Below are 26,283 nucleotides of genomic sequence, written 5' to 3' on the forward strand. Positions count from 1 at the left end.
GCCCCTGCCTTGTCGCCGTCGCCGTGCGGCACGCTTAGCGTTTTCGTATGCGCGACGGACGCGGCGACGGCCGTGTCGAGAGGGGATGGCGAATGTATTCGTCCGGACCGGCAGAGGCCGAAGAGGAGGAGCGGCGGAAGAAGCGCGCTCCGTGGGGCGTGATAGCGCTTGTCCTGCTGACCGGCCTCGCTCTCATTCGCAATGGTTCGGGGGAGTTCGACGTCGGGCCGCCGCAGCCCGCGTCGGCGGCGGCCGCCGACGGCCGCACCACACCCCACGGCACCTTCACCAATGTCCCCGATCCGCTGCCGTACGCCCTGGTCGAACGGGTGCGGATCCCCTCCATCCAGGTCGACGCGCCGGTCGTGCCCGTCGGTCTGGACTCGGAGGGCTGGGTGGACGCACCGCCGGCCCATGACGCGAACCTCGCGGGCTGGTTCACCGGCGCGGTCTCCCCCGGCGAGAAGGGCACCGCCGTGGTCGTCGGCCATGTCGACAACTTCCAGGGGCCCGCCGTGTTCTACGGACTCGGGGCGCTGAAGAAGGGCGGCAGGATCGAGGTCCAGCGCGGGGACGCGAAGACCGCCGTGTTCGAGATCTACGGGATCGAGGTCTTCGAGAAGAACAACTTCCCCGGCGACCGGGTCTACGGGAACAGTGGAATTCCCGAATTGCGGGTCATCACCTGCGGAGGCGGTTTCTCCAAGCAGAACGGCTACGACGGGAACGTCGTCGTGTTCGCCCGCCTGGTCGAGGTTCGCTGAGCGCTCCCCGACCGGGCGGGCGAAAGCCCATCGGAATTTCTGTACCGAAATCTCCGCCCTACGTGTATTCCCGCTGGGGCACCGTGACGTGATAGCCGGAGTCCAGCAGTTCGGGGAGATAGCGGCGCAGGGCCCGTACGCTCTGTGAGCGGTCGCCGCCCGCGTCGTGGGAGAGCACGACGACACCGGGGCCCGCGCCCTTCTCCACCCGCGCTGCGATGGTGTGCGCGCCCGGTGCCCGCCAGTCGAGGGTGTCCACGGTCCAGGCCAGCGGCTCCATGCCGAGTTCGGCGCCGAACCGGAACGCGGCCCGGTTCCAGGCACCGTACGGCGCGCGGAACCACAGCGGCGGTTCGCCGTACGCCTTGTCGATGATCTCGCTGGTGCGGGCCATCTCGGCGTGGATCCTGGACCGGGAGAGGGTGGGGAGCAGCGGATGGGACCAGGTGTGGTTGCCGACCACGTGGCCGTCGTCGGCCATCTCCCGCAGCAGGTCCTTGTGCTGGACCGCCATCTCGCCGCAGACGAAGAACATCGCGCGGACGTCGTGGTCGCGGAGGATGCGCAGGATGTCCGGGGTGTAGCGCGGGTCGGGGCCGTCGTCGAAGGTCAGCACCATGGTCCGGCCGCGCCCGTCCACGCGCAGGAACGGTTCGCGCCGGACGGCGGCGGGGACGAGGGTGCGGCGCCGGACGGTCGGGCCGTACCCGGCGATGGGCTGGAGACGGTAGGCGGAGGGCTTGAGCGCCCGGCGGGCCGCCGGACCGGCGGCCGGGGCGGCGGCGCGGGTCGGGGCCGGGCCGGAGGCTCCGTCGCCGATGAGCAGAGCGGCGGTGCCGGCGGTGCCGACCGCGCCCAACAGGGCGGCTCCGCCGATGAACAGACGGCGCCGTGTGAACATCTGATCCTTCGTCATGACTCATCAGTCGACCAAGTCGGGGACGCCGCACCACCGCGACACCGGTGCGGCGGTATGGAAACACTCGATGGGAGTAGTTTTCCGCGCCCCCGGTGATCACCCGGCGCACGCCGGAGCCCGGGTGCTCGGACAGCCTCGCGACCGTGACCGATCAGCAGGCATCCCGGTTCGAACGGGGCACCGACGGCCCCAAGGTCATCCTCGTCGGCCTGGACTGCTCCGAGTCGTCGCTGCGCGCCGTGGCCTACGCGGCCGGCCTCGCCCGCCGCCAGCACGCGCTGCTCGCGATCGTGTACGTGCAGCCGTTGCTGGCGGCCAGTGCGGCGCTGGGGGTGCCGGTGGCCGGGACGACCGACGAGATCGCCGCTCACCTCGTCGCGGAGATCCGGGAGGCCGCCGAGCAGGTCAAGGGCATCTTCGAGGTGCGCTGGGAGTTCCACACCTTCCGCGGCGACCCGTACAACGGCCTCGTGACGGCCGCGGACCGTCTGAAGGCCGACGCGGTGGTGGTGGGCGCCTCCCAGCAGGCGGGCCACCGGTTCGTCGGCTCGGTGGCACTCCGCCTGGTGAAGGCGGGACGCTGGCCGGTGACGGTCGTGCCGTAGCCCGTAGCCCGTAGCCCGTAGCCCGTAGCCCGTAGCGGATGAACTCATCGGTGGCCGGGCCGCGCGCCCGGCGGCTACCGCCCCATGACCAACCCGTCCTGCGCCGCGCCCCGGCTGAGGACGACGTCCCGGATGCGGTCGCGTACGCGGGTGACGTCCGCCCCGGCCCCGGACGCGATCGCGGCGTTGAGGTCGACCACCCGGCCCGGGCCTAGGTCGAACCACTGCGGCACGAACTCCGCCTTGGTCACCGCCCAGCGGGCGCCCGCGCGGGCGGGCGGGGCGAAGGTGAAGCGGGCCAGGGTGCCCTGGTTGCCGCGGGGGTCCGTGGCGCCCGAGTGGTTGGACATCGTGCCCGCGATCTGGTCGCCCATCCCGTAGACGATCCAGGTGCCGTTGACCTTCTCGTAGGCCTGCGGGACGTGTGCGTGGGTGCCGAGGATCAGATCGATGTCGGGCCGCCCGCCGGTGGCGGCCGCGGTGAGCTCCTCCCCGAGGTTCAGCTGCTGGGTGTCCGGCGCGTCCTGCCATTCGGTGCCCCAGTGCAGCGAGACGACCACGACGTCGGCGCCGGCCTGCCGGGCGGTCCGGGCGTCGGTGAGAATCCGCTCGCGGTCGATCAGGTTGACGGCCCAGGGGCGGCCCGTCGGCAGCGGGATGCCGTTCGTGCCGTATGTGTACGACAGATGCGCGACCTGCGCGCCCCCCGCGCGCATCAGGGTCGGGCTCCGCGCCTCTTCCGCCGTACGCGCCGATCCCGAGTGCCGCACGCCGGCGCGGTCGAGCGCGTCCAGCGTGCGATGGATACCGGCCGCGCCGTCGTCCAGGGTGTGGTTCGAGGCGGTGGAGCACGCGTCGTACCCGGTGGCCGCGAGCCCGTCCGCCACCTGCGGCGGGGACTTGAACGCGGGGTAGCCGCTGTAGTTCCCGTCCGCCCCGTAGACCGTCTCCATATGGCAGATCGCCAGATCGGCACCCGACACCACGGGCTTCACCCCCGCGAGCATCGGCCGGAAGTCGTAGCCGTCGCCGCCCGCGTCCTGGTAGGCCCTCTCGATGATCGACATGTGCGGGAGGACGTCGCCGGAGGCGACGAGGGTGAAGCCGCGGGCGTCTTTGGCGGGGGCCGAGGGCGCGGGCCGGCCGGGCGGCCGGGGCGAGCCCTGATGCTGACAGGCGGCGGTCGCCGCGAGGAGGAGGGCGGCGAGGGCCGCGAGCGTGGGTCGCCTGTGTGCGGTCATGGATGAGCACCCCGTTGCAGTCGTATTTGATGATGAGTTAGTACGAATCCACATACAGGCGTACACAGCAGTCAAGTGGGCATACCGGCGCACGGGTGCATGATTAGCCCGTCCGGCGTTCGAGGACGAGGCCGAAGGCCTATGGGGGTCCGGGGGCGGAGCCCCCGAAAACACCGGCAGACCGTTCGTCGCACCGTTCGCCGACAGGTTCGACCGCCCGCCGCACATCCGTGACCGGCCCCTGTCCACACGGAGCGCCCCGCGTTCCCATACGGCCATGACGGCCGGAACCACGATCACCCACGGGACGACCGCCGAACACGAGCTGGCCGAAGTCCAGCGCGAACACGGCCGCCCCCTCTTCGCCCTGCTGCTGCGGCTCTCCGACGGGGACCGTCAACGCGCCGAGGACCTGGTGCAGGAGACCCTCGTACGCGCCTGGCAACACCCCGAGGCACTGCGCGCCGACGACTTCGACTCCGTACGCCCCTGGCTGCTCACCGTCGGGCGGCGGCTCGCCATAGACGCGCGGCGGGCTCGGCAGGCGCGCCCGGCCGAGGTGGGGGACGCGGTACTGGAGAACGCCCGTGTGATGGCCGACCACGCCGAACGGTCGGTGGCCACCCTCGATGTGCGCGAGGCTGTGAAGACACTCACTCCCGAGCACCGTGAAGTACTGGTGCAGGTGTACTTCCAGGGTGCGAGTGTGGCGGAAGCCGCCGAAGCCCTCGGAATCCCGCCCGGTACGGTGAAGTCCCGCGCGTACTACGCGCTGCGCGCCCTGCGCCGGGTGCTTCCCGGTTACTCGACCGACCTGCGGTGAAACCCATGGCTGAGTCAAGCCTCCGTAAAGCGCCTTGCTGAAGACCATGGTTGAGCAATCAGCTGTCTTCATCCGTGTTCCGGACTGGGGCCCGGGATGGGCGACGCGCACGCACCGGAGGAAGGCAGGAAGGGATGCTGCACAGAGGTCAAGAGAGCACGGACGGCGCCGGCGGCGGCGAACTCACCGTCCCGATGGCGTGGTTCTACGCCGAGTACATCGCCGAGGAGCTGCTGCGGACCGGCGACCTGATGCCACCGACGTCCTTCGAGTTCCGGGCGGGGCGGGACGCCCTGGCGCTCACCATCTTCCTCTCGGACGCGGGCGGTGAGCTCTCCGGTATCCGGGTCGTCACCCAGCTGGAGACCTGGCTGTCGCTGACGGCGTACGACCAGCCGTGGCAGGACTGGGTGTGCGAGCGCATGACCCATCTGACCGCCGAGACGCTGGAGAGGGGCGGCCCGGCGCCGGACCTGGCACTGGCAGAGGCGACCTGGAGCTGGCTGGAGGAGACGGAGCTGCTCGCACCCGACCTGGACGCGGTGCCGGGCGGCGGCGCGGTCTTCGGCGAGGACGACGGTCCAAAGGTTTGGACTCCGGCCTGGCGGCTCGGTCTGCCGCTCGGGCATCTGGCGATCCATCTCTTCTAGTCCCGGCGACCCCGTGTTCAGGTGCAGGCCATCCACCTGTTCCGGCCTTGGTGAACCATCTTTTTCGGTTCGGGACCAATCCGGCTGGCGGAGGGCTCCGAATCTTTTGGTTGGCATTGGCTGTGAGGCTTGAGTGATTCGCCGGTCTGGTCCGTACCGGTGGGGGCAGGAAGCAACCCCCACCGCACACCGGCCCGAGGAATTGCCATGTGGTCCCAGGATCGTCATCACGACGTCGGCGCGTACTCGCTGGGCGTGCTGGACGAGGTGGAGTCCTTCCACTTCGAGGACCATGTCCGCGGCTGCCCCCAGTGCGCGGTACAGGTCACCGAGTTCCGTCCAGCAGCCCGGCAGTTGATGCTGTACCGCAACGCGACACCGCGTGCCGTGCACCCCTTCGCGGCGCCCGGCCCCCGACTGCTGGGTCGGCTGCTCGACGAGGTGACGGCCCGGCACCGGGCGAAGCGCAGGCGCTGGCTGTTCGCGTTGGCCGCGTCCGTGGTCATCGCCGCGGGCGGCCCCGCCGTGGCCGTTCTCGCAGGTCCGGGCGAGGCACCGGACACGGTCGCCGCCACCGACTCCAAGACGGGCGTGTGGGCCGAGGTCAGGGCCGATGACCAGGTCTGGGGCAGCGAAATCGAACTGAAGATCAAGGAGGCGGACGGTGCCCACGCCTGCCGGCTCGTCGTGATCGGCAAGGACGGCTCCGAGGAGACGGCCGCCAACTGGAAGTCCCCCGAGGACGCCGACAACGCCTCCACGATGATGGGCGGCACCGCCATGCAGCGCGAGGACATCAGCCACTTCGAGGTACGCAGCCAGGAGGGCGAACTCCTGGTGACCCTGAAGGCCCCGGCCTGGCGCTGAACCGGATCGAACCGATCCGCGTCCGCATGAATCGCCCCGCCTGATTGGTCCGTACCTTCAATGGTTGCGGATCATGGCCGCACTACTTGAGCAACCTTGACAGACGCCGGTCCGCGAGCGGTCTGCCGCCCGTCTGGCAGGTGGCGCAGTACTGCAGCGACGAGTCGCTGAAGGAGACATCCCGGACGGTGTCGCCGCACACCGGGCAGGGTTCGCCGGTACGGCCGTGGACCCGGAGCCCGCTCTTCTTCTCCGCCTTCAGCCGCCCGGCCGCCAGCCCCCGGGAGCGTTCGACGGCCTCGGTGAGTGTGGTGCGCAGCGCCTCGTGGAGGTGCCGGGTCTCCTCCGACGTCAGCGACGAGGCCAGCTTGAACGGCGACATCTTCGCGGCGTGCAGGATCTCGTCGCTGTACGCGTTCCCGATCCCCGCGATCAGACTCTGGTCGCGCAGCGCGCCCTTGATCTGGCGCCGCTCACCCGCGAGCAGCCCGGCGAAGCGGCTGACGTCGAAGTCGTCGGCGAGGGGGTCCGGGCCGAGCCGGGCGATGCCGGGGACCTCCGCCGGGTCCCGTACGACGTACACCGCCAGCCTCTTCTGCGTCCCGGCCTCGGTGAGGTCGAAGCCCCCGCCGGTCTCCAGGGCGACGCGCAGCGCGAGCGGGCTCTTGCCGCCCGGCCGGGGCGGGCCGTCGGGCAGCCGGTCCTTCCAGTGCAGCCAGCCGGCGCGGGCCAGATGCGTCACGAGGTGCAGTTCGCCGCCGTCCGCCTCGATGTCCAGGAACTTCCCGTACCGCCGTACGCCCGTGACCTCCCGTCCCTCGAAGGCCGTGACCGGCGGCTCATACGTCTTCAGCACGCTGATCGCGACGGGCAGCACGCGGACGACCTCGTGGCCGACGAGATTCCCGACCAGGAAGTCGCGGAGTGCGTCGACCTCCGGTAGTTCCGGCATACGTCCAGGGTGCCACGTGGTGTCCGCGGCGCCAGGCGGTGGTGTCGGAGGGTGTCCGGGGTGGGTGGGGAGTGCGCGGGTGCGTGGGGGCTGGTCACGCAGTTCCCCGCGCCCCTGAATGGCCCTGCGGGCCGATTCCCAGCAGACGTCGCGCCCCTCAAGGGGCCCGGGGAACTGCGCGACCAACCACGGACCACCCGCAGCCGCCCGAATACCGCCCCGATCGGGCTCTTGGGCGCACCCGGCTCCACCTCACCCCCGCCCCGAAACCACGAACTCGCACCACACGCACTTCCCCCCACCCCGCGCCTCCACTCCCCACACGTCCGTCAGGCGGTCGACGAGGAGCAATCCCCGCCCCGACACGCCGGACTCCCCCGCCTCCCGGCGTCGGGGCAGCGCGCTGGAGGAGTCCTCGACCTCGACCCGTAGCCGACAGTCGGTCCCGGCGAGGGCGCGCAGGGTGACGATGGCGGAGCCCTCCGTGTGCATGAGGGCGTTGGTGATCAGTTCGTCGGCGACGAGTTCGATCTCGTCGGCCCGGTCGCGCGCGCCCCACGTACGGACGGCGGCCCCGATCATGTGCCGGGCCTCGGTGAGCGCCTCGGGGTCGCCGGCCCCGACATGCTGCTGGAGGCGCCCGCCGGGCTGCTCGGCGCTCTCGCTGCGGCGGCGCAGCAGGAGCAGAGCGACATCGTCGTCGCCGCCACGTTCCTCGGCCACGTCGATGAGCCGGTCGGCGAGGTCGTCGACGTCGTCCGGCCCGGTGGCTATCAGTGCCTTCAGGGTCCGCATGCCGTCGTCGAGGTCGGCGCCGGGCTGCTCGATGAGGCCGTCGGTGCACAGCAGCAGCGTCTGCCCGGGGTCCATTTCGATGGCGGTCACCGGGTACTCCAGGCCGCCGAACTCGGCGGACAGCCCGAGCGGCAGTCCGCCGTCCACGGTCACCCGGTGACAGGTGCCGTCGACGTGCCGCATCAGCGGGTCTATGTGCCCGGCCCGGACCACCTGGACCACGCCGGTGGCCAGGTCGGCCTCCGCGTAGAGGCAGGTCGCGAAGCGGTCGGTGTCGAGTTCGTCGAGGAAGACGGAGGCGCGGGCCATGACGGTGGCCGGGGTGTGACCCTCGGTGGCGTAGGCCTTCAGGACGATGCGGAGCTGGCCCATGACGGCGGCCGCGTGCGTGTCGTGGCCCTGGACGTCACCGATGACCGCGCCGACCCGGCCGCCAGGCAGTGGTATGAGGTCGTACCAGTCGCCGCCGATGTCCCGGCCGAGCGAGCCGCCGATCGACGCGGCCCGGTAGCGGACGGCGATGTCGGCGTCCGGAACACTGGGGATGGACCGGGGCAGCATGGCCTGCTGGAGGCCCTCGGCGAGGTCCTTCTCCTGCTCGTAGAACATGGCCCGCTGCAGGCTCTGCGCGATGCTGCTGCCCAGCGCGACGAGCACGTCGCGCTCCTCCCGGCTGAAGCCGCGCCGGTCGTTGTAGAGCAGCCCCATCGCGCCGATGGGCCGCGCCTGCACGATCAGCGGCAGATACGCGGCCGAGGTGATCTTGAGGTCGGTGATGTGCGGCCACAGCAGCGGATACGACTCGGCGAACTCCTCCGGCGACTCGATGAAGTGCGGTACGAGGTGCCGTACGACCTCGTTCATCGGGTACTTCACGTCGAGGCGGGTGACCCGGGTGCCGGGCACATAGCTGTCCTGGGGGCCGGCGGCGACCATCCGGACGCGCCCGGCCTCCACCAGGCCCATGACCAGACTGGTGGCGCCGAGGTGGGTGAGGCCGTCGGTGTCCTCCAGGACGTCGATGACGTCCTGGACGCTACGGGCGTGGGCCAGGGCGGCTGTGATGACCTGCACGACGTTGGTCTGCCGGCGGCGGGCCTCGTCGTCCGCGGCCTGGTCGGTGCGGGCCCGTATCTCCCGCAGCTCGCTGGTGGCGTCGCGGACGATGCCGATGACGCGGTACGGGCGGCCCGTCGCGTCGCGGCGGATGTAGCCCTGCGTGTGGGTCCAGCGCAGGGTGCCATCGCGCAGCCGGATGCGGAAGTAGGCGCCGTAGTTCTCGCTGCCGTCCTTGAGTGCCTTCGAGACCAGGGTGTCGAGTCTGCGGCCCTCCATCGGGGGTACCCGCAGGGACAGCGACTCCGGTTTGCCGTCGTATTCGTCCGGGCGTACGTCGAAGATCTCGTGGGCCGTGGCGTCCATGTGGAACGCACCGGCGTCGAGATCCCAGTCGAAGGTGCCCATGAGATTGAGCGCCAGGACCGGGTCCGGGTGGGCGAGCCAGTCGTCCGGGACTTCCGAGTCGCTCGATCCCCGATCAACCATGGGGCAACTTTGACAGCATTTGCCCGATTATTCGAGTGGAGGGGCCCTATCCCGGCCCGCGATCCAGGAGCGCGAGAGCCATGGAGTGGTTCACCACACCCGACGGCTGGCTCAGCCGTCTGCTGTTCCAGCGGTCGCTGGCAGCGATCTATCTGGTCGCCTTTCTGGGGGCGGCCCTGCAGTTCCGTGCGCTGATCGGTGAGCGCGGCATGCTCCCGGTGCCCCGCTTCGTCGAGCGGGTGCCCTTCCGGCACGCCCCGAGCGTCTTCCACCGCCACTACTCGGACCGTTTTTTCGCGACGTGGGCCTGGGCGGGCTGTGCGGTGTCGGCGGCGCTCGTCGCGGGGCTGGACTCGCTCCTGCCGCTCTGGGCCGGTATGGCGCTGTGGCTCGTGCCGTGGGCGATGTACCTGTCGATCGTGAACGTCGGCCAGACCTGGTACTCGTTCGGCTGGGAGTCACTGCTCCTCGAGGTCGGCTTCCTCGCGGTGTTCCTGGGCAACGACGAGGTGGCGCCACCGATCGTGGTGCTGTTCCTGCTGCGCTGGGTGCTGTTCCGGGTCGAGTTCGGCGCCGGACTGATCAAGATGCGTGGCGACCCGTGCTGGCGGAAGCTGACCTGCCTCGACCACCACCACGAGACCCAGCCGATGCCGGGCCCGCTCAGCTGGTTCTTCCACCACCTCCCCAAGCCGTTCCACCGCGTCGAGGTGGCCGCCAATCACGTCACCCAGCTCGTGGTCCCCTTCCTCCTCTTCACCCCGCAGCCGATCGCCACGGCCGCCGCCTCGCTGATGATCCTGACCCAGCTGTGGCTGATCCTGTCGGGCAACTTCGCCTGGCTGAACTGGATCACGATCGTGCTGGCCCTGTCCGCGGTCGACTTCGGGACCACCGCCCCGGACACCCGCGACGCACCCCTCTGGTACACGGTCGTCGTCCTCGCCGTCGCCGCGCTGGTCCTCTGGCTCAGCTACCATCCGGTCCGCAATCTGCTCTCCCGCCGCCAGGTCATGAACCGCTCCTTCGACCCGCTCCACCTGGTCAACACCTATGGGGCCTTCGGCAGCGTCAGCAGGGTGCGGTACGAGGTGGTCGTCGAGGGGACGGCGGACGACACGCCGCGCGAGGACTCCCCCTGGCTGGAGTACGAGTTCAAGGGCAAGCCCGGTGATCCACGCCGCTGGCCGCGCCAGTTCGCCCCGTACCATCTGCGGCTCGACTGGCTGATGTGGTTCGCGGCGCTGTCCCCCGCGTACGCCGGTTCCTGGTTCGGCGCCATGGCGGAACGGCTCCTGGAGAACGACCGCGACACCCTCCGGCTGCTCCGCCGCTCCCCCTTCCCTGCCGACGCGCCACCCCGCTTCGTCCGCGCCCGCCTCTTCCGCTACCGCTACACGGGTTGGCGGGAACTGCGGAAGACGGGGGCGTGCTGGGAGCGGACGTACGTACGGGAGTTCATGCCGCCGACACGGCTGGCCATGTCTCCCGCACGGAAGCGGTAGCGGGCGTTCTCGTGCCGTCCGTGGGCCGGGCTTCTTCCCCGCGGCCTCTCGACGCGGGGCCGTCCCGCAGGGCACAGTGCTCCTCGTACTCGGTCGTTACTCATGGGTACGCACCCCCGTCGCGTACGACACCGACGCGCACGACACCGCCAGGGAGCGCCCGTGACCAGCTGGGTCGGCCGGACCGCCGCCGAGATAGCCGCCGCCGTACAGGAGAAGCGGGTCACGCCGCGGGAGGTGGTGGCGGAGCATCTGGCGCGGATCGCGGCGCTGGACGGGCGGGTCGGGGCGTTCCGCAGGGTGCGGGCGGAGGCCGCCCTGGCGGAGGCCGACGAGGTGGCCGCGCGGGCCGACCTCGCGGAACTCCCGCTGGCGGGCGTGCCGGTGGCCGTCAAGGACAACCTCGCCGTACGGGGCGAGTCGACCCGCAACGGGTCGGCCGCGACCCCGGACACGGCGGCCGACGACGACCATGTGACGGTGGCCAGGCTGCGGGCGGCGGGCGCGGTGGTCGCGGGGCTCACCAACGTGCCCGAGCTGTGTGTCTTCGGCACCACGGACGGGGTGCACGGCACCGCCCGCAATCCGTGGGACACCTCGCGCACGACCGGCGGTTCGTCGGGCGGCAGCGCGGCCGCGGTCGCCGCCGGGCTGGTGCCGCTGGCCCTCGGCAACGACGGGATGGGCTCGCTTCGCATACCGGCCGCCAACTGCGGTCTGGTCGGCCTCAAGCCGGGCTTCGGGGTCGTCCCGGCGGACATCGGGCACGGCGACTGGTTCGGCATGTCCGAGAACGGCCCGCTCGCGACGACCGTCGAGGACGCCCTGCTGATGTTCCGGGTACTGGCGGGCACCGAGACCGGACAGCCGGCCGCGACCGCCCCGAGCACCCCAAGCATCGCCCTCTCCGTACGCAGCCCCTTGCTCGGCGTGACCGTCACCCGCCCGTACGCCGATGCCGCGCGCCGGGCCGCCGAACTGCTGGCCGGGGCGGGCCACCGGGTCCGGCCCGCCGATCCGCCGTACCCCCTCTGGCTGGGCACGACGTCGCTGGCGCACTGGACGGCGGGGACGGCGGTGGACGCCGAGGGCCTCGATCCGCAGCTGCTCACCCGGCGCACCCGGGTGCACGCGGCCGTGGGGCGCCGCTTTGTGAAAGGGGTCCGCGAGGGCGACCGCCGGGAGCGGTTGCGCCGTCGCCTGGAGCCGTTCTTCGCCGAGCACGACGTGCTGCTCACCCCGGCGCTCGCCCGGCGCGGGCCCGCCGCCGCGAACTGGCACGAGCGGGGCTGGCTGCGCAATCTGCTGGTGAACACCAACTACTCGCCGCTGACCCCGCCGTGGAACCTCACCGGCTGGCCGGCCATGTCGGTGCCGTTCGGCACGCTCGCGTCGGGCGCGCCCTGCTCGGTGCAGTTGGTCGGCCGCCCGGGTTCCGAGCTCGAACTCCTGGCGGTGGCGGGCCGGTTGGAGGAGCTGCACCCGTGGCGGCGGACGGCACCGATCGACTGACGGCCTCTACAGCGCCTTGTACATGATGTGCAGCCCGACCCGGCCGTCCTTCGGGTGGTCGAAGGCGTCCGGGACGGTGCCGAGGATCGTGAAGCCGAGGGAGGTCCAGAGGCGTACGGCGGGGTTGGTCTCGACGACGGCGTTGAACACCATGCCCCGGTAGCCGTGGGCCTCGGCGGCGGCGAGGACGTGTTCGGCGAGGGCCCGGCCGATGCCGCGGCCGCCGTGGTCCGGGTCGACCATGAAGCCCGCGTTGGCGATGCGGGCGGCGGGGCCCCCGTAGTTGGGGGTGAGGTAGGCGGAGCCGACGATGGCTCCCGTGTCGTCCTCGGCGACGTACACACGTTTGGCGGGGGCCGTCCACAGAGCACGGGCAGCTTCCTCGGAGGTGCCCGGGTCCCAGGTGTAGGTGTCGCCGGCGGCGACGACGCGGTGCCAGAACGGCCAGATCCCGGGCCAGTCCTCGGCGGTGGCTTCTCTGATCTGCATGGGCGTGAGTCTGGCACGCCCATGCAGACGGCGATCGCGAGAGTCCTGCCGGTCAGTCCACGCTGGGCAGGATGTGGGGCTCGGCGAGGTCGTCCTCGTAGCCCGCCAGTCGGATGGGAGCGGACCTGGCCCACACCTCCAGGCTGCCGAGCTCCTTCTTCGACCGGCCGCCGCCCTCGGTGCGTTCCTTGGGGGGCTGGTCGCGATTCGTCTTCTCTGGTGTCACCGCGCACTCCTTATGTGTCGGTCACCCTCGGGACGTCGGCCCAGCCTGCCGCTGCGCGCCTGACGTCCGCTCGGGTCTGAGTCGATGTCAGTTCGGACGCGGTGGCGCCTATTGCCTGGTGCGAGAGCAGGCCGTGGTGACCGGCTTGTCCCGGGACGGACCGTGGGTGTGGGTGGGACCCATATAAGGCTGTCCGTCCGGTACAGAGTAACCAAATGAGCGGGCGCCCGCTCGATGGGGCTGAAAACAAGAGGTAACTGTCTTGAGTCGTTCTGTATCCAGCACGCCTTGCCGTAAGGCTATTTAGCCTATTTCGACGCTTTTCTCATCACTCGTTCGGCTTAATGCTCGAACCCCGCACCGGTCCTACGACGGTCCGGCGACCCATCGGATCTCTGCCCTCGGCACGTAGTTCAGGTCCTGTTGGCCGAAGCGCAAGCCGACCATGATCTGCTCATGTGTCGCAACGGCATTTCTCGCGGGCGAACTCGGGAGGAACGACGCATGGAACTGCGCAACGTCGCGGAGCTGATGGACCTGCTGCACGCCTGCCGGGGCGGCGGGCAGACACGGGAGCACCGCCGGGACGGTCCGGACCACCGGCCGGGCACCTGCGCCGATGCGCACGACCACGCGTTGCGGACCGCCGCGCTGCTACGCCGGGGGCGGCCCGCCGACAAGGAACTCCAGGTGGCGGGCCTGGTCCACGCCATAGGGCACTTCCTGCGGCCCGGCGACGACACGAGCCACGCGGACCTGGCCGGCGAAGCGGTACGGCCGCTGCTCGGCGAACGGGTCGCCCATCTCGTACGCCTGCACGTCCTCGGCCCGGACGACCTCGTACGGCTGCACGCGGGCGGCTGGGTGGACGCCGGCCTCGTCGACGACGTGCTGACGCTGCGTCAGGCCGACGAGGCGGGCCGGTCCGCCGGGGTGGACGCGGGGGTCCTCGAGGACTGGCGCACGGTGCTGGAACTGGTGGCGGACCGGGCGGGCCGGGTGAGCGCGGGGCCTCACCACTTGCCGGGCGCGTAGTCCTTCATGAAGACGCCGTACAGGTCCTCGCCGTGCTCGCCCCGGACGACGGGGTCGTAGACGCGGGCCGCGCCGTCGACGAGGTCGAGCGGGGCGTGGAAGCCGGCTTCGGCCAGGCGCAGCTTGTCGTAGTGCGGGCGCTCGTCCGTGATCCAGCCGGTGTCGACCGAGGTCATCAGGATGCCGTCGGTCTGGAACATCTCGTCGGCGCTGGTCCGCGTCACCATGTTCATGGCTGCCTTCGCGGCGTTGGTGTTCGGGTGGCCCGCGCCCTTGTATCCGCGGCTGAACACACCCTCCATCGCCGAGACGTTGACGACGTACGCGCGCTTGCTGCGGGCCCTGCGCGCGGCCTCCGCCATCGCCGGCCGCAACGTGCTGATCAGGATGAACGGCGCCGTGTAATTGCACAGCTGGGTCTCGAGCAGCTCCACCGGGGAGATCTGCTCGATGGACTGCACCCAGGTGTTGGAGTCGACGACGTCGGGGACCAGTCCGCCCGCGTCGATGGCGGTGCCGTCGAGGTGCCGCGCCACGCTGGCGTTGCCTGCGACCAGCGCCAGGTCGGCCACCTTCTGCGCGTCGAGGCCGGTCACCCCGGCGGGCAGCGCGGTCAGTGCGTCGACCGCGCCGGAGTTGAACGCGCCGATGACGTGGTGGGCGGGCAGCTCACCCGCCGGCAGCGGGGCGGACTCACCCTCGACGAGCGCGGCGTACGCGGAGGGCAGGCGGCGCACGGTCTGCGTCGCGTTGTTGATCAGGATGTCTAGCGCCCCCTGCTCGCCGACCTGCTCCGCCAGCGCCACGACCTGGGCGGGGTCGCGCAGGTCCGTGCCGACGACCTCCAGGCGGTGGATCCAGTCCGACGAGTCGTCCATGGCCTTGAAGCGGCGGATGGCGTCCTTGGGGAACCGCGTGGTGATGGTGGTGTGCGCGCCGTCGCGCAGCAGCCGCAGGGCGATGTACATGCCGATCTTGGCGCGGCCGCCGGTGAGCAGGGCGCGCTTGCCGGTGAGGTCGGCGCGGGCCTCGCGTCGGGTCCGGTTCTCGGCGGCGCACGCCTGGCAGAGCTGGTGGTAGAAGTAGTCGACCTCAACGTAGCGGGCCTTGCAGACGTAGCAGGAGCGCGGGCGCTGGAGTATCCCCGCGATCTGCCCCGCCTCCGTCACCGACGACGGCAGGATGCCCTCCGTCTCGTCGTCGATCCGCTGCGCGGAGCCGGTGGCCGTGGACTCCGTGACCGACTTGTCGTGCTCCGTCTTGGCGGCGCGGCGTTCCTGGCGGCGGCGCTGCTTCACGGTGCGGTAGACGCCGGCCGTGGCCCGGCGCACCGCGATCGCGTCCGGGTGGTCGACCTCCAGCTTGTCGAGCTCTTCCAGCACGCTGAGGCATACGGCGAGCCGGTCGGGGTCGATTCCGGGGCCGTACGCGACCTCGTCCGTGGTCGCGGGGCCGTCCTCTGTCACCGTCATCGCGTCGCCGTTCCATGATCACCTGCGGCGCTCCGGGCGCGCTCGCTTTCTCGAACGCGGAATTCTACGGAGCGGCGGGCCAGGTCACCAAAAAAGGCTTTCCTCGCCCCCGCCGCCCCTACCCGCCCCATCCCCGGGGCTCCGCCCCGGACCCCGCTCCTCAAACGCCGGAGGGGCTGGATTTTCGCAGCCCGGGCCGGCATCTTCAGCCCGTCCGGCGTTTGAGGACGAGGCCGTTCAGGCCGACAGCTGGGGTCTGGGGGCGCAGCCCCCCAGCGAGGAAGCTCCGGAAACCGTCACGGCGCGCACGCCGCCAGCAGCTCCTCCACCTCCCCGGTCACGGCCGCGCCAAGCCGCGCCAGGTCCGGCACGGCCACCGCGTCGGCGACAAGCCCGTAGTGGACGCTCCCGCGATACGTGGAGACGGCGACGGCGACCGACTGACCGTGCGCCAGCGGAGCGAGAGGGTAGATCTCGGCGAGCGGACAGCCCCCGAGGCGGAGCCCCAGGCTGGGCAGAGGCACGCTGGTGACGAGGATGTCGAACCAGAGACGGGCCGCCTGGCTGACGAGGGGCCCGCCGAGGCGGTGCCCGAGGGCCGGCACATGATCGGCGAGGAGGGCCACCGCCCCGGCGCCCCGATTGGGCCCGGCGTCCTTGTTCCGGTCCATCGCCGTACGGACCGTACGGAGCCGGCCGAGCGGATCGGGATCGTCGACCGGCAGCTTCATCAGGTACCCGGAGAGCCGGTTACCCTGGGGGTGCGCGGTGCGTGGGCGCCGTTTGGAGACCGGGATCAGGGCCCGGGGCGCGACCCCGTAGCTGCCGTCGCCACGCTCGTCGAGCCACCGGCGCAACGCGCCCGCGACGACGGCGATGAGGACGTCGTTGACGGTGCCCCCGACGGTCTTGCGGATCCGGTGGACGTCGTCGAGGTCCACGAGCACACCGGCGGTACGGCGGGTGCCGCTGGGCTCGGCGGTCAGCGCGGCCGACGAGCGGTCGCCCAGCGTCGCGCCGAGCGTGGTGCGGGCGACGGACGCGCCGATGTCGAGCGCGCGGCCGAGGTCGGAGAGGGTGCCCCGGACCAGCTCGGGCAGTTTGCGGACGTCTTCGAGCAGCCCGCGCGGCGGCGCCGCGGGGCGCGGCCGGGGCGCGGGCATGTCGATGGGGTCCATGACGGCGGCGGCGAGCGTCAGCGCCCGCAGCCCGTCGGCGAGGGCATGGTGGAACTTGAACAGCACGGCGAAGGAGGCGCCGTCCTCCCCCGGCAGCACATGCGCCTCCCACGGCGGCCGCCAGCGCTCCAGCGGGCGCGCCATCAGCCGCCCGGCCACCGCGTGGAAGTCGGCGGTGGGCGCGTGCAGCCGTACGTGCTCGAACGGCTCGAAGTCGGTGACGGACTCGCGGGTCGCGCCGCCGAACGCCAGGGGCAGCCGTACGTCGGGGCGCCATACGTCCCGGATCCGCATGCGCAGCCCGGGCACCCCGACGGCCCGGGCGGCGAGCAGGTCGGCGGCGTGGGCACCCGCGGAGGGCGAGTCCGCCGAGAAGACGCCGAGGGCAGCCAGGTGCATGGGATGTCCGGCGGACTCGATGTTCCAGAACGCCAGGTCGAGTGGGGCGAGCGGGTCAGAAGTCAATGGCTTGCCTCGCGTCGACGACGGTTGAGCCAGCAGTCAATCGCCCTGGAGCGATTACGGTCAAGTACGATCAAGCTACGCACAGTTAACAACAGATTAAGTCCCGCCACGTGGTGAAAGGCGGGACTCATGGGACATCTGTGGTCACTCGGCAGCCATGACAACCCACCCGGCCCAGCACGGCGTGACGGAGCGCACAGTCGGCCGTCCCTCTTTCGACCCAGCCCCCGTGACGGCTACGGCACCTGCTGGCCCTTCCCCAGGGCGATCACTCCGCCCTTGGAGACCGTGTACAGCTCGGTGTCCCGCTCGGGGTTGACCCCGATGGTGGAGCCCGGCGGCACCTGGACGTTCTTGTCGAGCACGGCACCCCGTACGACCGCGCCCCGCCCTATGTGGACGTTGTCATGCAGGACCGAGCCCTGGACGACGGCGCCCGGGTCGACGACGACCCCCGGGGACAGGACGGACCTGGTGACCTGCCCCCGGATGAGGCAGCCCGCACTGATGATCGACTCGCTGGCGATGCCGCCCGCGTTGAAGCGGGCCGGCGAGAGCTGGCCGGAGCTGGTGTAGATGGGCCAGGTGCGGTTGAAGAGGTTGAAGGCGGGGCGCTCCGCGATGAGGTCCATATGGGCGTCGTAGTAGGCGTCGAGGGTGCCGACGTCCCGCCAGTAGCCCTGGTCGCGGGTGGTCTCGCCGGGTACGTGGTTGGCGCTGAAGTCGTACAGCTGCGCCTCGCCCCGGTCGGTGAGCTGGGGCAGGATCGAGCCGCCCATGTCGTGCACCGAGTTCTCGTCCTCGGCGTCCCGCTGGAGCGCCTCCACCAGGGCCTTGGTGGTGAAGATGTAGTTGCCCATCGAGGCGAACACGCGCTCGCGGTCGTCGACGAGGCCCGGCGGGTCGGCCGGCTTCTCCAGGAACTGCTCGACGGTCCGGCCGTCGGAGCCCGGGGTGATCACTCCGAAGGAGGGCGATTCGGCGCGGGGCACGCGTATGCCGGCCACCGTCACACCCGCGCCGCCCTCGATGTGCTGCGCCAGCATCTGGCGAGGGTCCATGCGGTAGACGTGGTCGGCGCCGAAGACGGCGACGTACTCGGGCCGTTCGTCGTGCACCAGGTTCAGCGACTGCAGCAGCGCGTCCGCGCTGCCCAGGTACCAGCGCGGGCCGAGCCGCTGCTGGGCCGGGACCGGCGTGACGTAGTTGCCGAGGAGACTCGACATCCGCCAGGTCGTGGTGATGTGCCGGTCCAGGGAGTGCGACTTGTACTGCGTGAGCACGCAGATGCGCAGGATGTCGGCGTTGACGAGGTTGGAGAGTACGAAATCCACGAGGCGATACGTTCCGCCGAAGGTCACCGCTGGTTTCGCGCGGTCGGCGGTCAGGGGCATCAGCCTCTTGCCCTCGCCCCCCGCCAGTACGATTCCCAGCACCGAAGGTCCACCGCGCCGCATGCCGCCGCCCCTCTACGCCCGGTTGTGCCCAGCCCTGCCCTTTGATTACCCCTGTTTGAGGACTTCCTCGTACACGTGGACCGTGCGCCGGGCCACCGCGTCCCAGCCGAACTCCCGCACCGCACGCTCCCGCCCTGCCTCGCCCATCCGGGCGGCGGTCGCGGGATCGGCGAGCACCGAGTCGAGGGCGCGGGTCAGCCGGCCCTCGAAGTCGTCCTCCGTCGACACGAGGAGGCCCGTGACGCCGTCCTCCACCACCTCCGGGATGCCGCCGACCCGCGAGGCGACCACGGCCGTTCCGCAGGCCATGGCCTCCAGGTTGACGATGCCCAGCGGTTCGTAGACCGACGGGCAGGCGAAGACGGTGGCGTGCGTGAGGAGCTGGATCACGTCCGGGCGGGGCAGCATCTGCGGGATCCAGAACAGGCCCTCGCGTACGCGGCTCAGTTCCGCGAAGAGGTCGCGGAACTCCTGATCGATCTCCGGGGTGTCGGGCGCGCCCGCGCAGAGCACGACCTGCACGGCCGGGTCGATGTCCCGGACGGCGCGCAGCAGGTGGGGCACGCCCTTCTGGCGGGTGATGCGGCCGACGAACAGGACGTACGGGCGGGCGGCGTCCAGGCCGATGCGGTCGAGGACGGCCGTGCCGTGGTCCGGCCGGTAGAGGGAGGTGTCGATGCCGTTGTGCACGACGCGGACCCGGTCCGGGTCCAGGGCGGGGTAGCAGCCGAGGATGTCGTCGCGCATGGCGGCGGAGACGGCGATGACCGCGTCGGCGGACTCGATGGCGGTGCGCTCGGCCCAGCTGGACAGGGCGTAGCCGCCGCCCAGTTGCTCGGCCTTCCAGGGGCGCAGCGGCTCCAGCGAGTGGGCGGTCATGACGTGCGGGATGCCGTGCAGCAGCTTGCCGAAGTGGCCGGCGAGATTGGCGTACCAGGTGTGCGAGTGGACCAGTTCGCGGCCTTCGAGACCGGCCGCGATGGAGAGGTCCACGGAGAAGGTGCGCAGCGCGTCGTTGGCGCCGTCCAGCGCGGACCAGGGCCGGTGGCGTACGACGCCGCCGGCCGCGCCCTCGCCCCAGCAGTGCACGTCCAGGTCGACGAGGGCCCTCAACTCATGGGCGAGGAACTCGACATGAACCCCCGCGCCACCGTAGACGTCCGGCGGGTACTCCCGGGTCAGCAGGCCGACTCGCACCCGGAACCCCCTGTCTCGTGGCTGGTTCCCACATGGTCACCCACAAGGGTCGGTTGGGGAAGAGCGCGATTTCGCGCGGGCGCGTCACCGAGGTCAGGTGCGGCCGGGCGGCCGGTCGAAGCAGCAGTCGCCGCACAGTCCGCCGCCGGGCAGCCGGTAGTACAGGCAGCAGCTGCGGCGGCGGTGCGTCACGGGGTCCAGGGTGCCCGCCAGGTCGGGGTGCGCGAACAGTTCGGCGGCACGGGCGCGGGCCCGACTCGCCACCTCCATACGGCCGTTGGTGATGGCCCAGCGGTCGATCTGGCGCACGGCGCCCATCAGCGCGGAGGCCGCGTTTCCCCACAGCAGGCGTGCGGAGACGGGCAGTTGAGCGCGCAGAGCCGCTGCCAGCGGTACGAGGTGGCCGTCCCGTACGACGTCGCCGATCCGCTCGGCCGGCAGGCTCCGTACCTCGGTCAGCCACAGCTCGTCCGGGGCGCTCGCGTCCGCGTCCCAGCGTAGGAGGCGTGGATCGAGATCGGGTACGCGGTCGTACAGGGCGGCCGCGCCGAGGGCCACCGACCACAGGCGCGCGGCGAAGCCGAGGTGGGCGATGGATGCGGCCACGCGCGGCTCGGGGGCCCGGACGCTCCGCGCGACCTTTCGGACACGGAAAATTACGGGATTCGCGTAAACCTCCTTTTCCACATCGGCATCCCGTGCCGCATAGGCCTCCGCGAGCGTGGGCAGCGCGCTGTGCGGTGGTTCCCCCGTGCGTAGTACGAAGAAAGCGCCGAGGGCCGAGAGGGCGGTGAGGCCTGGGTCGTGGTCCACGAGGACGAGTAGTAGCAGGCCCCGCGGGTGTACTCGCGCGGAGGCCTGCACTCCATGTCGCCCGTCCAGGGTATGACGGAGGGCCCCTCGTACTCCATCGGCAGTAGGACCGAATGAGTGCTCAGGTACGACGACCCGGGCACTTTCGCGAGGCATCGTGGTCACTATGAAAGCCGAGCGTTCGCCACGCCGGGCCGGGAGCCCGCGCACATCGCAGAGGAGACGCCCATGAGCGCCCTCGCGTTGTCCATCCTGCTGTCGTTCGTCTCCGCCGTGGCGTACGCGGGTGGGGCGATCGTGCAGGAGCATGTCGCGGCGTCCTCCCCCGGTCAGTCCTACGCGCCGCTGCGCCGACCGGTCTGGTGGGCCGCCGTCGGGCTGAACGGCCTGGGCGGAGTGCTCCACGTGGTGGCCCTGGCCTTCGGCCCGCTGAGCCTGGTGCAGCCGCTGGGCGCGCTGACCATCGTCTTCGCCCTGCCCATGGCGGCGCTCTTCGTCGGCCGCAGAGCGGGTGCGACGGCCTGGCGGGGCGCGATCATGGCGACGGTGGGTCTCGCGGGACTGCTCTGCCTGGTCGGCTCGGCCGATGCGCAGTCCCTGGACACCGCGCAGCGGGTCGTTCTCGCCGTGGTCAGCGGTGGCGCGGTGGTCGCGCTGATGATGGCGGGCCGCGCCGCGCACCGGCACCCGGCGGTCCGTAGCATCCTGCTGGCGGTCGCCTCCGGCATCGCGTTCGGTATGTCCTCGGTGTTCACGAAGACGGTCACCGTCGACTGGACGGACGGCATCACGCTCTCCGACGTGCCGACCATGGCGGTCATAGGCGTCTTCGCCACGGCCGGTCTGCTGCTGTCCCAGGCCTCCTACCGGGGCGGCGGCCTCGCGGCCCCGCTCGCCACGCTCACCGTGGTGAACCCGGTGGTGGCGGCCGCGGTCGGCATCACGATGTTCGGCGAGACGTTCCGCTACGGCACGACCGGCACCCTGCTCGCACTGGGCTGCGGGGTCGTCGCGGCGGGCGGTCTGATCCTGCTGACCACCGAGCGGCTCGGTGACGAGGTCCGCCCCGAGCGGGTCGACGCCGGTGTCACGGCCGCCGACCAGGAGTCGCTCACCGTCGAGAAGCTGCTCGCGGGCCTGCCGCGCCGGCCCACCGGGGTCCCGGCCGCCGACGACGCGATCGACCTCGGCAAGCCCGTGGTCGTACCGGCCCCGTTCCTGCGCGGGAGCACGGCGCACGGGGAGGACGATCCGGCCGACCGGGTGCCGCTGCGCCCGTTCCACGACGAGCTGTATGTGCCGAGGCCGCACAGCGACCGGCACCGCGGCCGCGACCGCGTCAAATCCTGAGCGGGAGGCCCGGAACGGGCCTCCCGCTCGGCGTCCAGAGGCGTCAGACACATCAGACGCGTCGGAAGCGTCGGACGCCCAGAGGCGTCAGAGCCGTACGCCGCCCGCCCGCAGATAGGCGATCGGGTCGACGTCGCTGCCGAAGCCGGGCCCCGTCCGCACCTCGAAGTGCAGATGCGGGCCCGTGCTGTTGCCCGTGGTGCCGGAGCGGCCGATGCGCTGGCCCGTACTCACGCTCTGACCGGACTTCACGGAGATCGCCGACAGATGGGCGTACTGCGTGTAGCGGCCGTCGGAGTGCCGGATCACCACCTGGTAGCCGAAGGAGCCCGCCCAGCCGGCGGTGACGACCTGACCGGACGCGACGGACTTCACGGTACTGCCGGTCGGCACGGGGAAGTCGACGCCCGTGTGGTAGCCCTTCGACCAGGAGGAACCGGAGGCGCGGTAGGGCGTGCCGAGGGAGGCGCTCACGGGGGCGACGAAGGACGCCGACTCCTGCCGCTTCTCGGAGGTCTGCTCCTTCTGGACCTGCTTCTGTTCTTTCTTCTGTTCTTGCTTCTCTTCCTTCTTCTGTTCCTTTTTCCCGCCCGCCGTGTCCAGGCTCAACCGCTGGCCCGGGATTATCACGTCGGGGTCGGAGCCGATGGTCTTGCGGTTGGCCGTGTAGAGCCCGCGCCAACCGCCCTTCACCTCTTGGGAGTCGGCGATCTCGGACAGGGTGTCGCCCCGGACGACCGTGTACATGTCGACCTTGCCCGCCTGCGACTGGGGCGTGGTCTGCGGTTTCACGTCCTCGATCGTGCGCGTGGACCCGCCGCCCCGGGTGAGGCCCGCGCGGTCCGAGCAGACGGGCCAGGCGCCGGGGCCCTGCCCGTCGAGGACCTTCTCGGCGATCGCGATCTGCTCGGCCTTGGTGGCCAGGTCCGCACGGGCCGCGTAGGCCCTGCCGCCGTAGGCCTCCCAGGTGGACTGGGTGAACTGGAGGCCACCGTAATAGCCGTTGCCCGTGTTGATGTTCCAGTCGTTGGTGGACTCGCAGGCCGCGACCTTGTCCCAGGTCTCGACATCGGCCGCCTCCGCGACCCCGGTGCCGATCAGCGGAAGCGCCATCCCCGCGCCGCCCGCCGTGACGGTGAGTGAGGCGCGATTGATCCTGTTCGGCTGGTACCGGCGGTGCCGACCGCGTGCGGCCATGGAGAAGCCCCCCTCGCATATGCCATGAGCCGCAAAAGTAAGCGCCCCGAACCGGCCATGACAAGACGAAAAACCAGCCGCTCCAGTCCCGCGAGTGGCGGGTAAGCGACCTGCTCCGGCGCGTAAGTGCCTCTGTCCGGCGCGCGAGTGACCAGGGACGGCGCACAAATGAACCGGTTGCACGCCCTATTGAGGCAGGTGGGGCCCTTTCCGCGTACTCAAGCCCGGCAGGCCGCGCAGTGCGGACGGGGCCGGTGCACGTCAGGATGGCCGGGAGGACAATACTGGCGGGCAGGAACGGCACCACCGATATCAGGATCCATAGGAGCCAACCGTATGAGCACTTCAGCCCAGATCGGCGTCACGGGCCTCGCGGTGATGGGGAGCAACCTCGCCCGCAACTTCGCGCGCAACGGCTACACGGTCGCCGTCCACAACCGCTCGGCGGCGAAGACCCAGGCGCTGGTGAAGGAACACGGGCACGAGGGCGACTTCATCGCGGCCGAGACCGCCAAGGACTTCGTGCAGGCGCTGGAGCGGCCTCGGCGTCTGGTTGTCATGGTGAAGGCGGGCGGCCCCACGGACGCGGTGATCGAGGAGTTCGCGCCGCTCCTGGAACCCGGCGACATGATCATCGACGGCGGCAACGCCCACTTCGCCGACACCCGCCGCCGTGAGGCCGCGCTGCGCGCGCAGGGCATCCACTTCGTCGGCGCGGGCATCTCCGGCGGCGAGGAGGGCGCGCTCAACGGCCCCAGCATCATGCCGGGCGGCCCGGCCGAGTCGTACGACTCGCTCGGCCCGATGCTGGAGAAGATCTCCGCGAAGGCCTCCGACGGGGCACCCTGCGTGACGCATGTGGGGCCGGACGGCGCCGGGCACTTCGTGAAGATGGTCCACAACGGCATCGAGTACGCCGACATGCAGCTGATCGGCGAGGCGTACCAGCTGCTGCGCGATGTGGCCGGCTACACCCCCGCGCAGATCGCGGAGATCTTCCGCACCTGGAACACCGGGCGGCTCGACTCGTACCTGATCGAGATCACGGCCGAGGTGCTGGCGCACGTGGACGCGGCCACCGGCAAGCCGTTCGTCGACGTGGTCGTCGACCAGGCGGAGCAGAAGGGCACCGGCCGCTGGACCGTCCAGATCGCGCTGGACCTCGGCGTTCCGGTGTCCGGCATCGCCGAGGCGGTCTTCGCCCGCTCCCTCTCCGGCCACGCGGCCCTGCGCGACGCCTCGCGCTCGCTGGCCGGCCCCAAGGCCACGCCGCTCAGCGCGGCCGAGGCGGGCGCCTTCGCCGACCGGGTCGAGCAGGCGCTCTACGCCTCCAAGATCGTGTCGTACACCCAGGGCTTCCACGAGATCGACGCCGCCCGCGACGAGTACGACTGGGACATCGACCTCGGCAAGGTCGCCTCCATCTGGCGTGGCGGCTGCATCATCCGCGCGGCCTTCCTGGACCGCATCCGCGCCGCGTACGACGCCCGGCCCGACCTGCCGAGCCTGCTCTCCGACGACACGTTCGCCCAGGAGATCGGGGCGGCGCAGGACGACTGGCGCGAGGTCCTGGTGGCCGCGACCCGCCAGGGCGTGCCCACGCCCGGCTTCGCGGCGGCTCTCGCGTACTACGACGCGCTGCGTGCGGAGCGGTTGCCTGCGGCGCTTACGCAGGGGCAGCGGGACTTCTTCGGGGCGCACACGTATCGGAGGGTGGACCGGAAGGGGTCGTTCCACACGTTGTGGGGGCAGGGGCGGTCCGAGGTGGAGGCCTAAGAAGCGGAAACTGCGGGTCGGTCGGCGGCCGCGGGTCGGTTGTGGCTGGTCGCGCGGTTCCCCGCGCCTCTGAAGCGCGGAAGTGGCCCGGCGTGGAGAAGTCCGCGCCGGGCCACTCCTGTCCCGCTTACCTCACGTCCTACGACAGCGGCCTCGGCCTTGGTTCGCCCGGGATCGGGTCCGGGCCGGGGGGCTTCGGGACCGGGTCGGGTTCCGGGGTGGGGACGGGGTCGGGGAAGGGGACCGGCGGGTTGGGGTCCGGGTGGTCGGGCCCGGGGCCCGGCGTGGGGCTGGGCCGCATGGGGTCCGGGTCGGGGTGGGTCATGGCGTCCTCCAGCCAGTGGATACGTACGTCGGCCATGGACTTGTGCCACGAGTACCCGCCGACCGCACGGGCAGTCACCCGGTCGGCGGGTATCCGCGGCCGTGACCTCAGAACCCCTCGGGGTGGGCGATGAGCCAGTCCTTCGCCGCCCGCAGCAGCTCCGGGTCGACGGCCGGGGCCTCGTCGGGGTGGCGTTCGGCCCACTTGACGACGTACGGGCACAGGGGTGCGACGACGATGCCCTCGCGGGCCGCGATGCCGTACGACTGCCGGGCCAGTGAGCCGGCGACGCCCTTCCCCTCGTGCGCGGGCTCGACGATCGTGTGGACCGGGACGAGGGCGCGTCGCGGGGCTTCGAGGACGAAGTACTGGATGTGACCGGCCAGGCCGTCCCCGGCGAAGGCCTCCAGGCGGCCGGCCGCCCGGTCGTCGCGGATCTCAGGGTCGCTCATGGCACTCCTCGTCTGCGGTCGGCGACGCCTGGCGGCCTCAGACGGTGACGGCCTGCGGGCTGCGCCGCTGATCCGAACCCGGCACCGGCGCGGACGCGTCCGCGCCCAGCGCCACGATCCGGTTGTCGTGGTCCACATGCACGACCCTGGGCTCCAGGGTCCGGGCCTCGGCGTCGGAGACCTGAGCGTAACTGATGATGATCACCAGATCTCCGGGATGGACGAGGTGGGCCGCGGCGCCGTTGATCCCGACGACCCCCGACCCGCGCTCGCCCTCGATGACGTACGTCTCCAGGCGCGCGCCGTTGGTGATGTCGACGATGTGCACGAGCTCGCCCGGCAGCAGATCGGCGGCGTCGAGCAGATCGGCGTCGATGGTCACGGACCCGACATAGTGCAGGTCGGCCTGGGTGACGGTGGCGCGGTGGATCTTGGATTTGAACACAGTACGCAGCACTTTGGACTCCTGGAAGACGGCTCCCTGCCTGCTTTCTGCAGGTCAAGGGCGGTCTTTACTGTACATCGGCACGTGTCGGAGTCGATGATTGTGAGGAACGTCGCTTCACTCTGCGAGCAGACTCCCTGCCTGGGCTTCCACGCCCACCAGGCTGTTGCGCCATCGTCGGCCAAGCATCCGCTCGAGCACCTGTCTCGGAGTGCGCGAGAACTAGGG

At 71.1% G+C, this 26,283-nt stretch carries 25 protein-coding genes; 10 read left to right on the forward strand and 15 right to left on the reverse strand.

Going from position 1 to position 26,283, the window contains the following annotated elements:
• Window positions 1-92 precede the first annotated feature (92 nt).
• Window positions 93-764, forward strand: coding sequence for a class F sortase (locus I8N67_RS24210; RefSeq protein ID WP_200305482.1), 672 nt, complete (start codon window positions 93-95; stop codon window positions 762-764).
• A 58-nt stretch (window positions 765-822) separates the two neighbouring features.
• Here the strand turns inward: I8N67_RS24210 and I8N67_RS24215 are convergent, their stop codons facing one another.
• Entirely contained in the window at window positions 823-1,680 is an 858-nt protein-coding gene (locus I8N67_RS24215; protein WP_200305429.1) for a polysaccharide deacetylase family protein, read from the reverse strand.
• Between the two features lie 146 nt (window positions 1,681-1,826).
• On the opposite strand from I8N67_RS24215, the gene I8N67_RS24220 reads away from it, so the two are divergent.
• Window positions 1,827-2,288: a universal stress protein gene (locus I8N67_RS24220; protein WP_200305431.1), complete on the forward strand. Its 462-nt coding sequence runs from the start codon at window positions 1,827-1,829 to the stop codon at window positions 2,286-2,288.
• 74 nt (window positions 2,289-2,362) lie between these two features.
• On the opposite strand, the gene I8N67_RS24225 is transcribed toward I8N67_RS24220, so the two are convergent.
• On the reverse strand, window positions 2,363-3,529 hold the full coding sequence (locus tag I8N67_RS24225; protein ID WP_200305434.1) for a CapA family protein: 1,167 nt from the start codon (window positions 3,527-3,529) through the stop codon (window positions 2,363-2,365).
• A 277-nt stretch (window positions 3,530-3,806) separates the two neighbouring features.
• Here I8N67_RS24225 and I8N67_RS24230 point away from each other — a divergent pair, with 277 nt between their 5' ends.
• From I8N67_RS24230 to I8N67_RS24240, 3 genes are all read left to right on the forward strand, one after another.
• Entirely contained in the window at window positions 3,807-4,352 is a 546-nt protein-coding gene (locus I8N67_RS24230) for a sigma-70 family RNA polymerase sigma factor (protein WP_200305436.1), read from the forward strand.
• Window positions 4,353-4,486: 134 nt separating this feature from the next.
• Window positions 4,487-5,002: a hypothetical protein gene (locus tag I8N67_RS24235; protein ID WP_200305438.1), complete on the forward strand. Its 516-nt coding sequence runs from the start codon at window positions 4,487-4,489 to the stop codon at window positions 5,000-5,002.
• 207 nt (window positions 5,003-5,209) lie between these two features.
• The gene (locus I8N67_RS24240) at window positions 5,210-5,869 is read left to right on the forward strand and encodes a hypothetical protein (RefSeq protein WP_200305440.1); all 660 of its coding nucleotides are present in this window, start codon (window positions 5,210-5,212) and stop codon (window positions 5,867-5,869) included.
• 82 nt (window positions 5,870-5,951) lie between these two features.
• Here I8N67_RS24240 and I8N67_RS24245 read toward each other — a convergent pair whose 3' ends face one another.
• A complete protein-coding gene (locus I8N67_RS24245) occupies window positions 5,952-6,821 on the reverse strand; it encodes an Fpg/Nei family DNA glycosylase (RefSeq protein ID WP_200305442.1) in 870 nt (289 codons plus the stop codon).
• A 252-nt stretch (window positions 6,822-7,073) separates the two neighbouring features.
• Window positions 7,074-9,161 carry a SpoIIE family protein phosphatase gene (locus I8N67_RS24250; protein ID WP_200305445.1) on the reverse strand — a complete coding sequence of 696 codons (2,088 nt, stop codon included), beginning with the start codon at window positions 9,159-9,161 and terminating at the stop codon, window positions 7,074-7,076.
• 80 nt (window positions 9,162-9,241) lie between these two features.
• On the opposite strand from I8N67_RS24250, the gene I8N67_RS24255 reads away from it, so the two are divergent.
• Window positions 9,242-10,666, forward strand: coding sequence for a lipase maturation factor family protein (locus tag I8N67_RS24255; protein ID WP_200305447.1), 1,425 nt, complete (start codon window positions 9,242-9,244; stop codon window positions 10,664-10,666).
• 162 nt (window positions 10,667-10,828) lie between these two features.
• On the forward strand, window positions 10,829-12,178 hold the full coding sequence (locus I8N67_RS24260; RefSeq protein WP_200305449.1) for an amidase: 1,350 nt from the start codon (window positions 10,829-10,831) through the stop codon (window positions 12,176-12,178).
• A 6-nt stretch (window positions 12,179-12,184) separates the two neighbouring features.
• On the opposite strand, the gene I8N67_RS24265 is transcribed toward I8N67_RS24260, so the two are convergent.
• The gene (locus I8N67_RS24265) at window positions 12,185-12,667 is read right to left on the reverse strand and encodes a GNAT family N-acetyltransferase (protein WP_200305451.1); all 483 of its coding nucleotides are present in this window, start codon (window positions 12,665-12,667) and stop codon (window positions 12,185-12,187) included.
• A gap of 52 nt (window positions 12,668-12,719) precedes the next feature.
• On the reverse strand, window positions 12,720-12,893 hold the full coding sequence (locus I8N67_RS24270) for a hypothetical protein (RefSeq protein ID WP_200305453.1): 174 nt from the start codon (window positions 12,891-12,893) through the stop codon (window positions 12,720-12,722).
• A gap of 504 nt (window positions 12,894-13,397) precedes the next feature.
• Between I8N67_RS24270 and I8N67_RS24275 the strand changes: the two genes are divergently transcribed.
• The gene (locus tag I8N67_RS24275) at window positions 13,398-13,928 is read left to right on the forward strand and encodes a hypothetical protein (RefSeq protein WP_200305455.1); all 531 of its coding nucleotides are present in this window, start codon (window positions 13,398-13,400) and stop codon (window positions 13,926-13,928) included.
• Here the strand turns inward: I8N67_RS24275 and I8N67_RS24280 are convergent.
• The 5 genes from I8N67_RS24280 to I8N67_RS24300 form a co-directional block, all read right to left on the reverse strand.
• Entirely contained in the window at window positions 13,907-15,400 is a 1,494-nt protein-coding gene (locus I8N67_RS24280; RefSeq protein WP_200305457.1) for an SDR family NAD(P)-dependent oxidoreductase, read from the reverse strand. The genes I8N67_RS24275 and I8N67_RS24280 overlap by 22 nt on opposite strands.
• A gap of 296 nt (window positions 15,401-15,696) precedes the next feature.
• Window positions 15,697-17,043 (reverse strand): wax ester/triacylglycerol synthase family O-acyltransferase, encoded by a 1,347-nt coding sequence (locus I8N67_RS24285; RefSeq protein ID WP_200305459.1) that lies wholly within the window; start codon window positions 17,041-17,043, stop codon window positions 15,697-15,699.
• A gap of 236 nt (window positions 17,044-17,279) precedes the next feature.
• On the reverse strand, window positions 17,280-18,500 hold the full coding sequence (gene glgC / locus I8N67_RS24290; protein WP_200305460.1) for a glucose-1-phosphate adenylyltransferase: 1,221 nt from the start codon (window positions 18,498-18,500) through the stop codon (window positions 17,280-17,282).
• A 45-nt stretch (window positions 18,501-18,545) separates the two neighbouring features.
• Complete coding sequence (gene glgA, locus I8N67_RS24295; RefSeq protein WP_200305462.1) at window positions 18,546-19,697, reverse strand: glycogen synthase; 1,152 nt, start codon at window positions 19,695-19,697, stop codon at window positions 18,546-18,548.
• 93 nt (window positions 19,698-19,790) lie between these two features.
• Entirely contained in the window at window positions 19,791-20,510 is a 720-nt protein-coding gene (locus I8N67_RS24300) for a (2Fe-2S)-binding protein (RefSeq protein WP_200305464.1), read from the reverse strand.
• Between the two features lie 228 nt (window positions 20,511-20,738).
• Between I8N67_RS24300 and I8N67_RS24305 the strand changes: the two genes are divergently transcribed.
• Window positions 20,739-21,860 carry a DMT family transporter gene (locus I8N67_RS24305; protein ID WP_200305466.1) on the forward strand — a complete coding sequence of 374 codons (1,122 nt, stop codon included), beginning with the start codon at window positions 20,739-20,741 and terminating at the stop codon, window positions 21,858-21,860.
• 87 nt (window positions 21,861-21,947) lie between these two features.
• On the opposite strand, the gene I8N67_RS24310 is transcribed toward I8N67_RS24305, so the two are convergent.
• A complete protein-coding gene (locus I8N67_RS24310; protein WP_200305468.1) occupies window positions 21,948-23,057 on the reverse strand; it encodes a transglycosylase family protein in 1,110 nt (369 codons plus the stop codon).
• 336 nt (window positions 23,058-23,393) lie between these two features.
• On the opposite strand from I8N67_RS24310, the gene gnd reads away from it, so the two are divergent.
• Window positions 23,394-24,833 carry an NADP-dependent phosphogluconate dehydrogenase gene (gene gnd, locus I8N67_RS24315; protein WP_200305470.1) on the forward strand — a complete coding sequence of 480 codons (1,440 nt, stop codon included), beginning with the start codon at window positions 23,394-23,396 and terminating at the stop codon, window positions 24,831-24,833.
• 139 nt (window positions 24,834-24,972) lie between these two features.
• Here gnd and I8N67_RS24320 read toward each other — a convergent pair whose 3' ends face one another.
• Genes I8N67_RS24320 through panD form a run of 3 tightly spaced genes read right to left on the reverse strand, consistent with a single transcriptional unit; the run spans window position 24,973 to window position 26,067 of the window.
• Complete coding sequence (locus I8N67_RS24320) at window positions 24,973-25,236, reverse strand: hypothetical protein (RefSeq protein ID WP_307835349.1); 264 nt, start codon at window positions 25,234-25,236, stop codon at window positions 24,973-24,975.
• A 29-nt stretch (window positions 25,237-25,265) separates the two neighbouring features.
• Entirely contained in the window at window positions 25,266-25,610 is a 345-nt protein-coding gene (locus I8N67_RS24325; RefSeq protein ID WP_200305472.1) for a GNAT family N-acetyltransferase, read from the reverse strand.
• Window positions 25,611-25,647: 37 nt separating this feature from the next.
• Entirely contained in the window at window positions 25,648-26,067 is a 420-nt protein-coding gene (panD, locus tag I8N67_RS24330; RefSeq protein WP_200305474.1) for an aspartate 1-decarboxylase, read from the reverse strand.
• Window positions 26,068-26,283 lie beyond the last annotated feature (216 nt).

It is taken from the genome of Streptomyces adelaidensis (assembly GCF_016598475.1).
Taxonomy (GTDB): Bacteria; Actinomycetota; Actinomycetes; order Streptomycetales; family Streptomycetaceae; genus Streptomyces; species Streptomyces adelaidensis.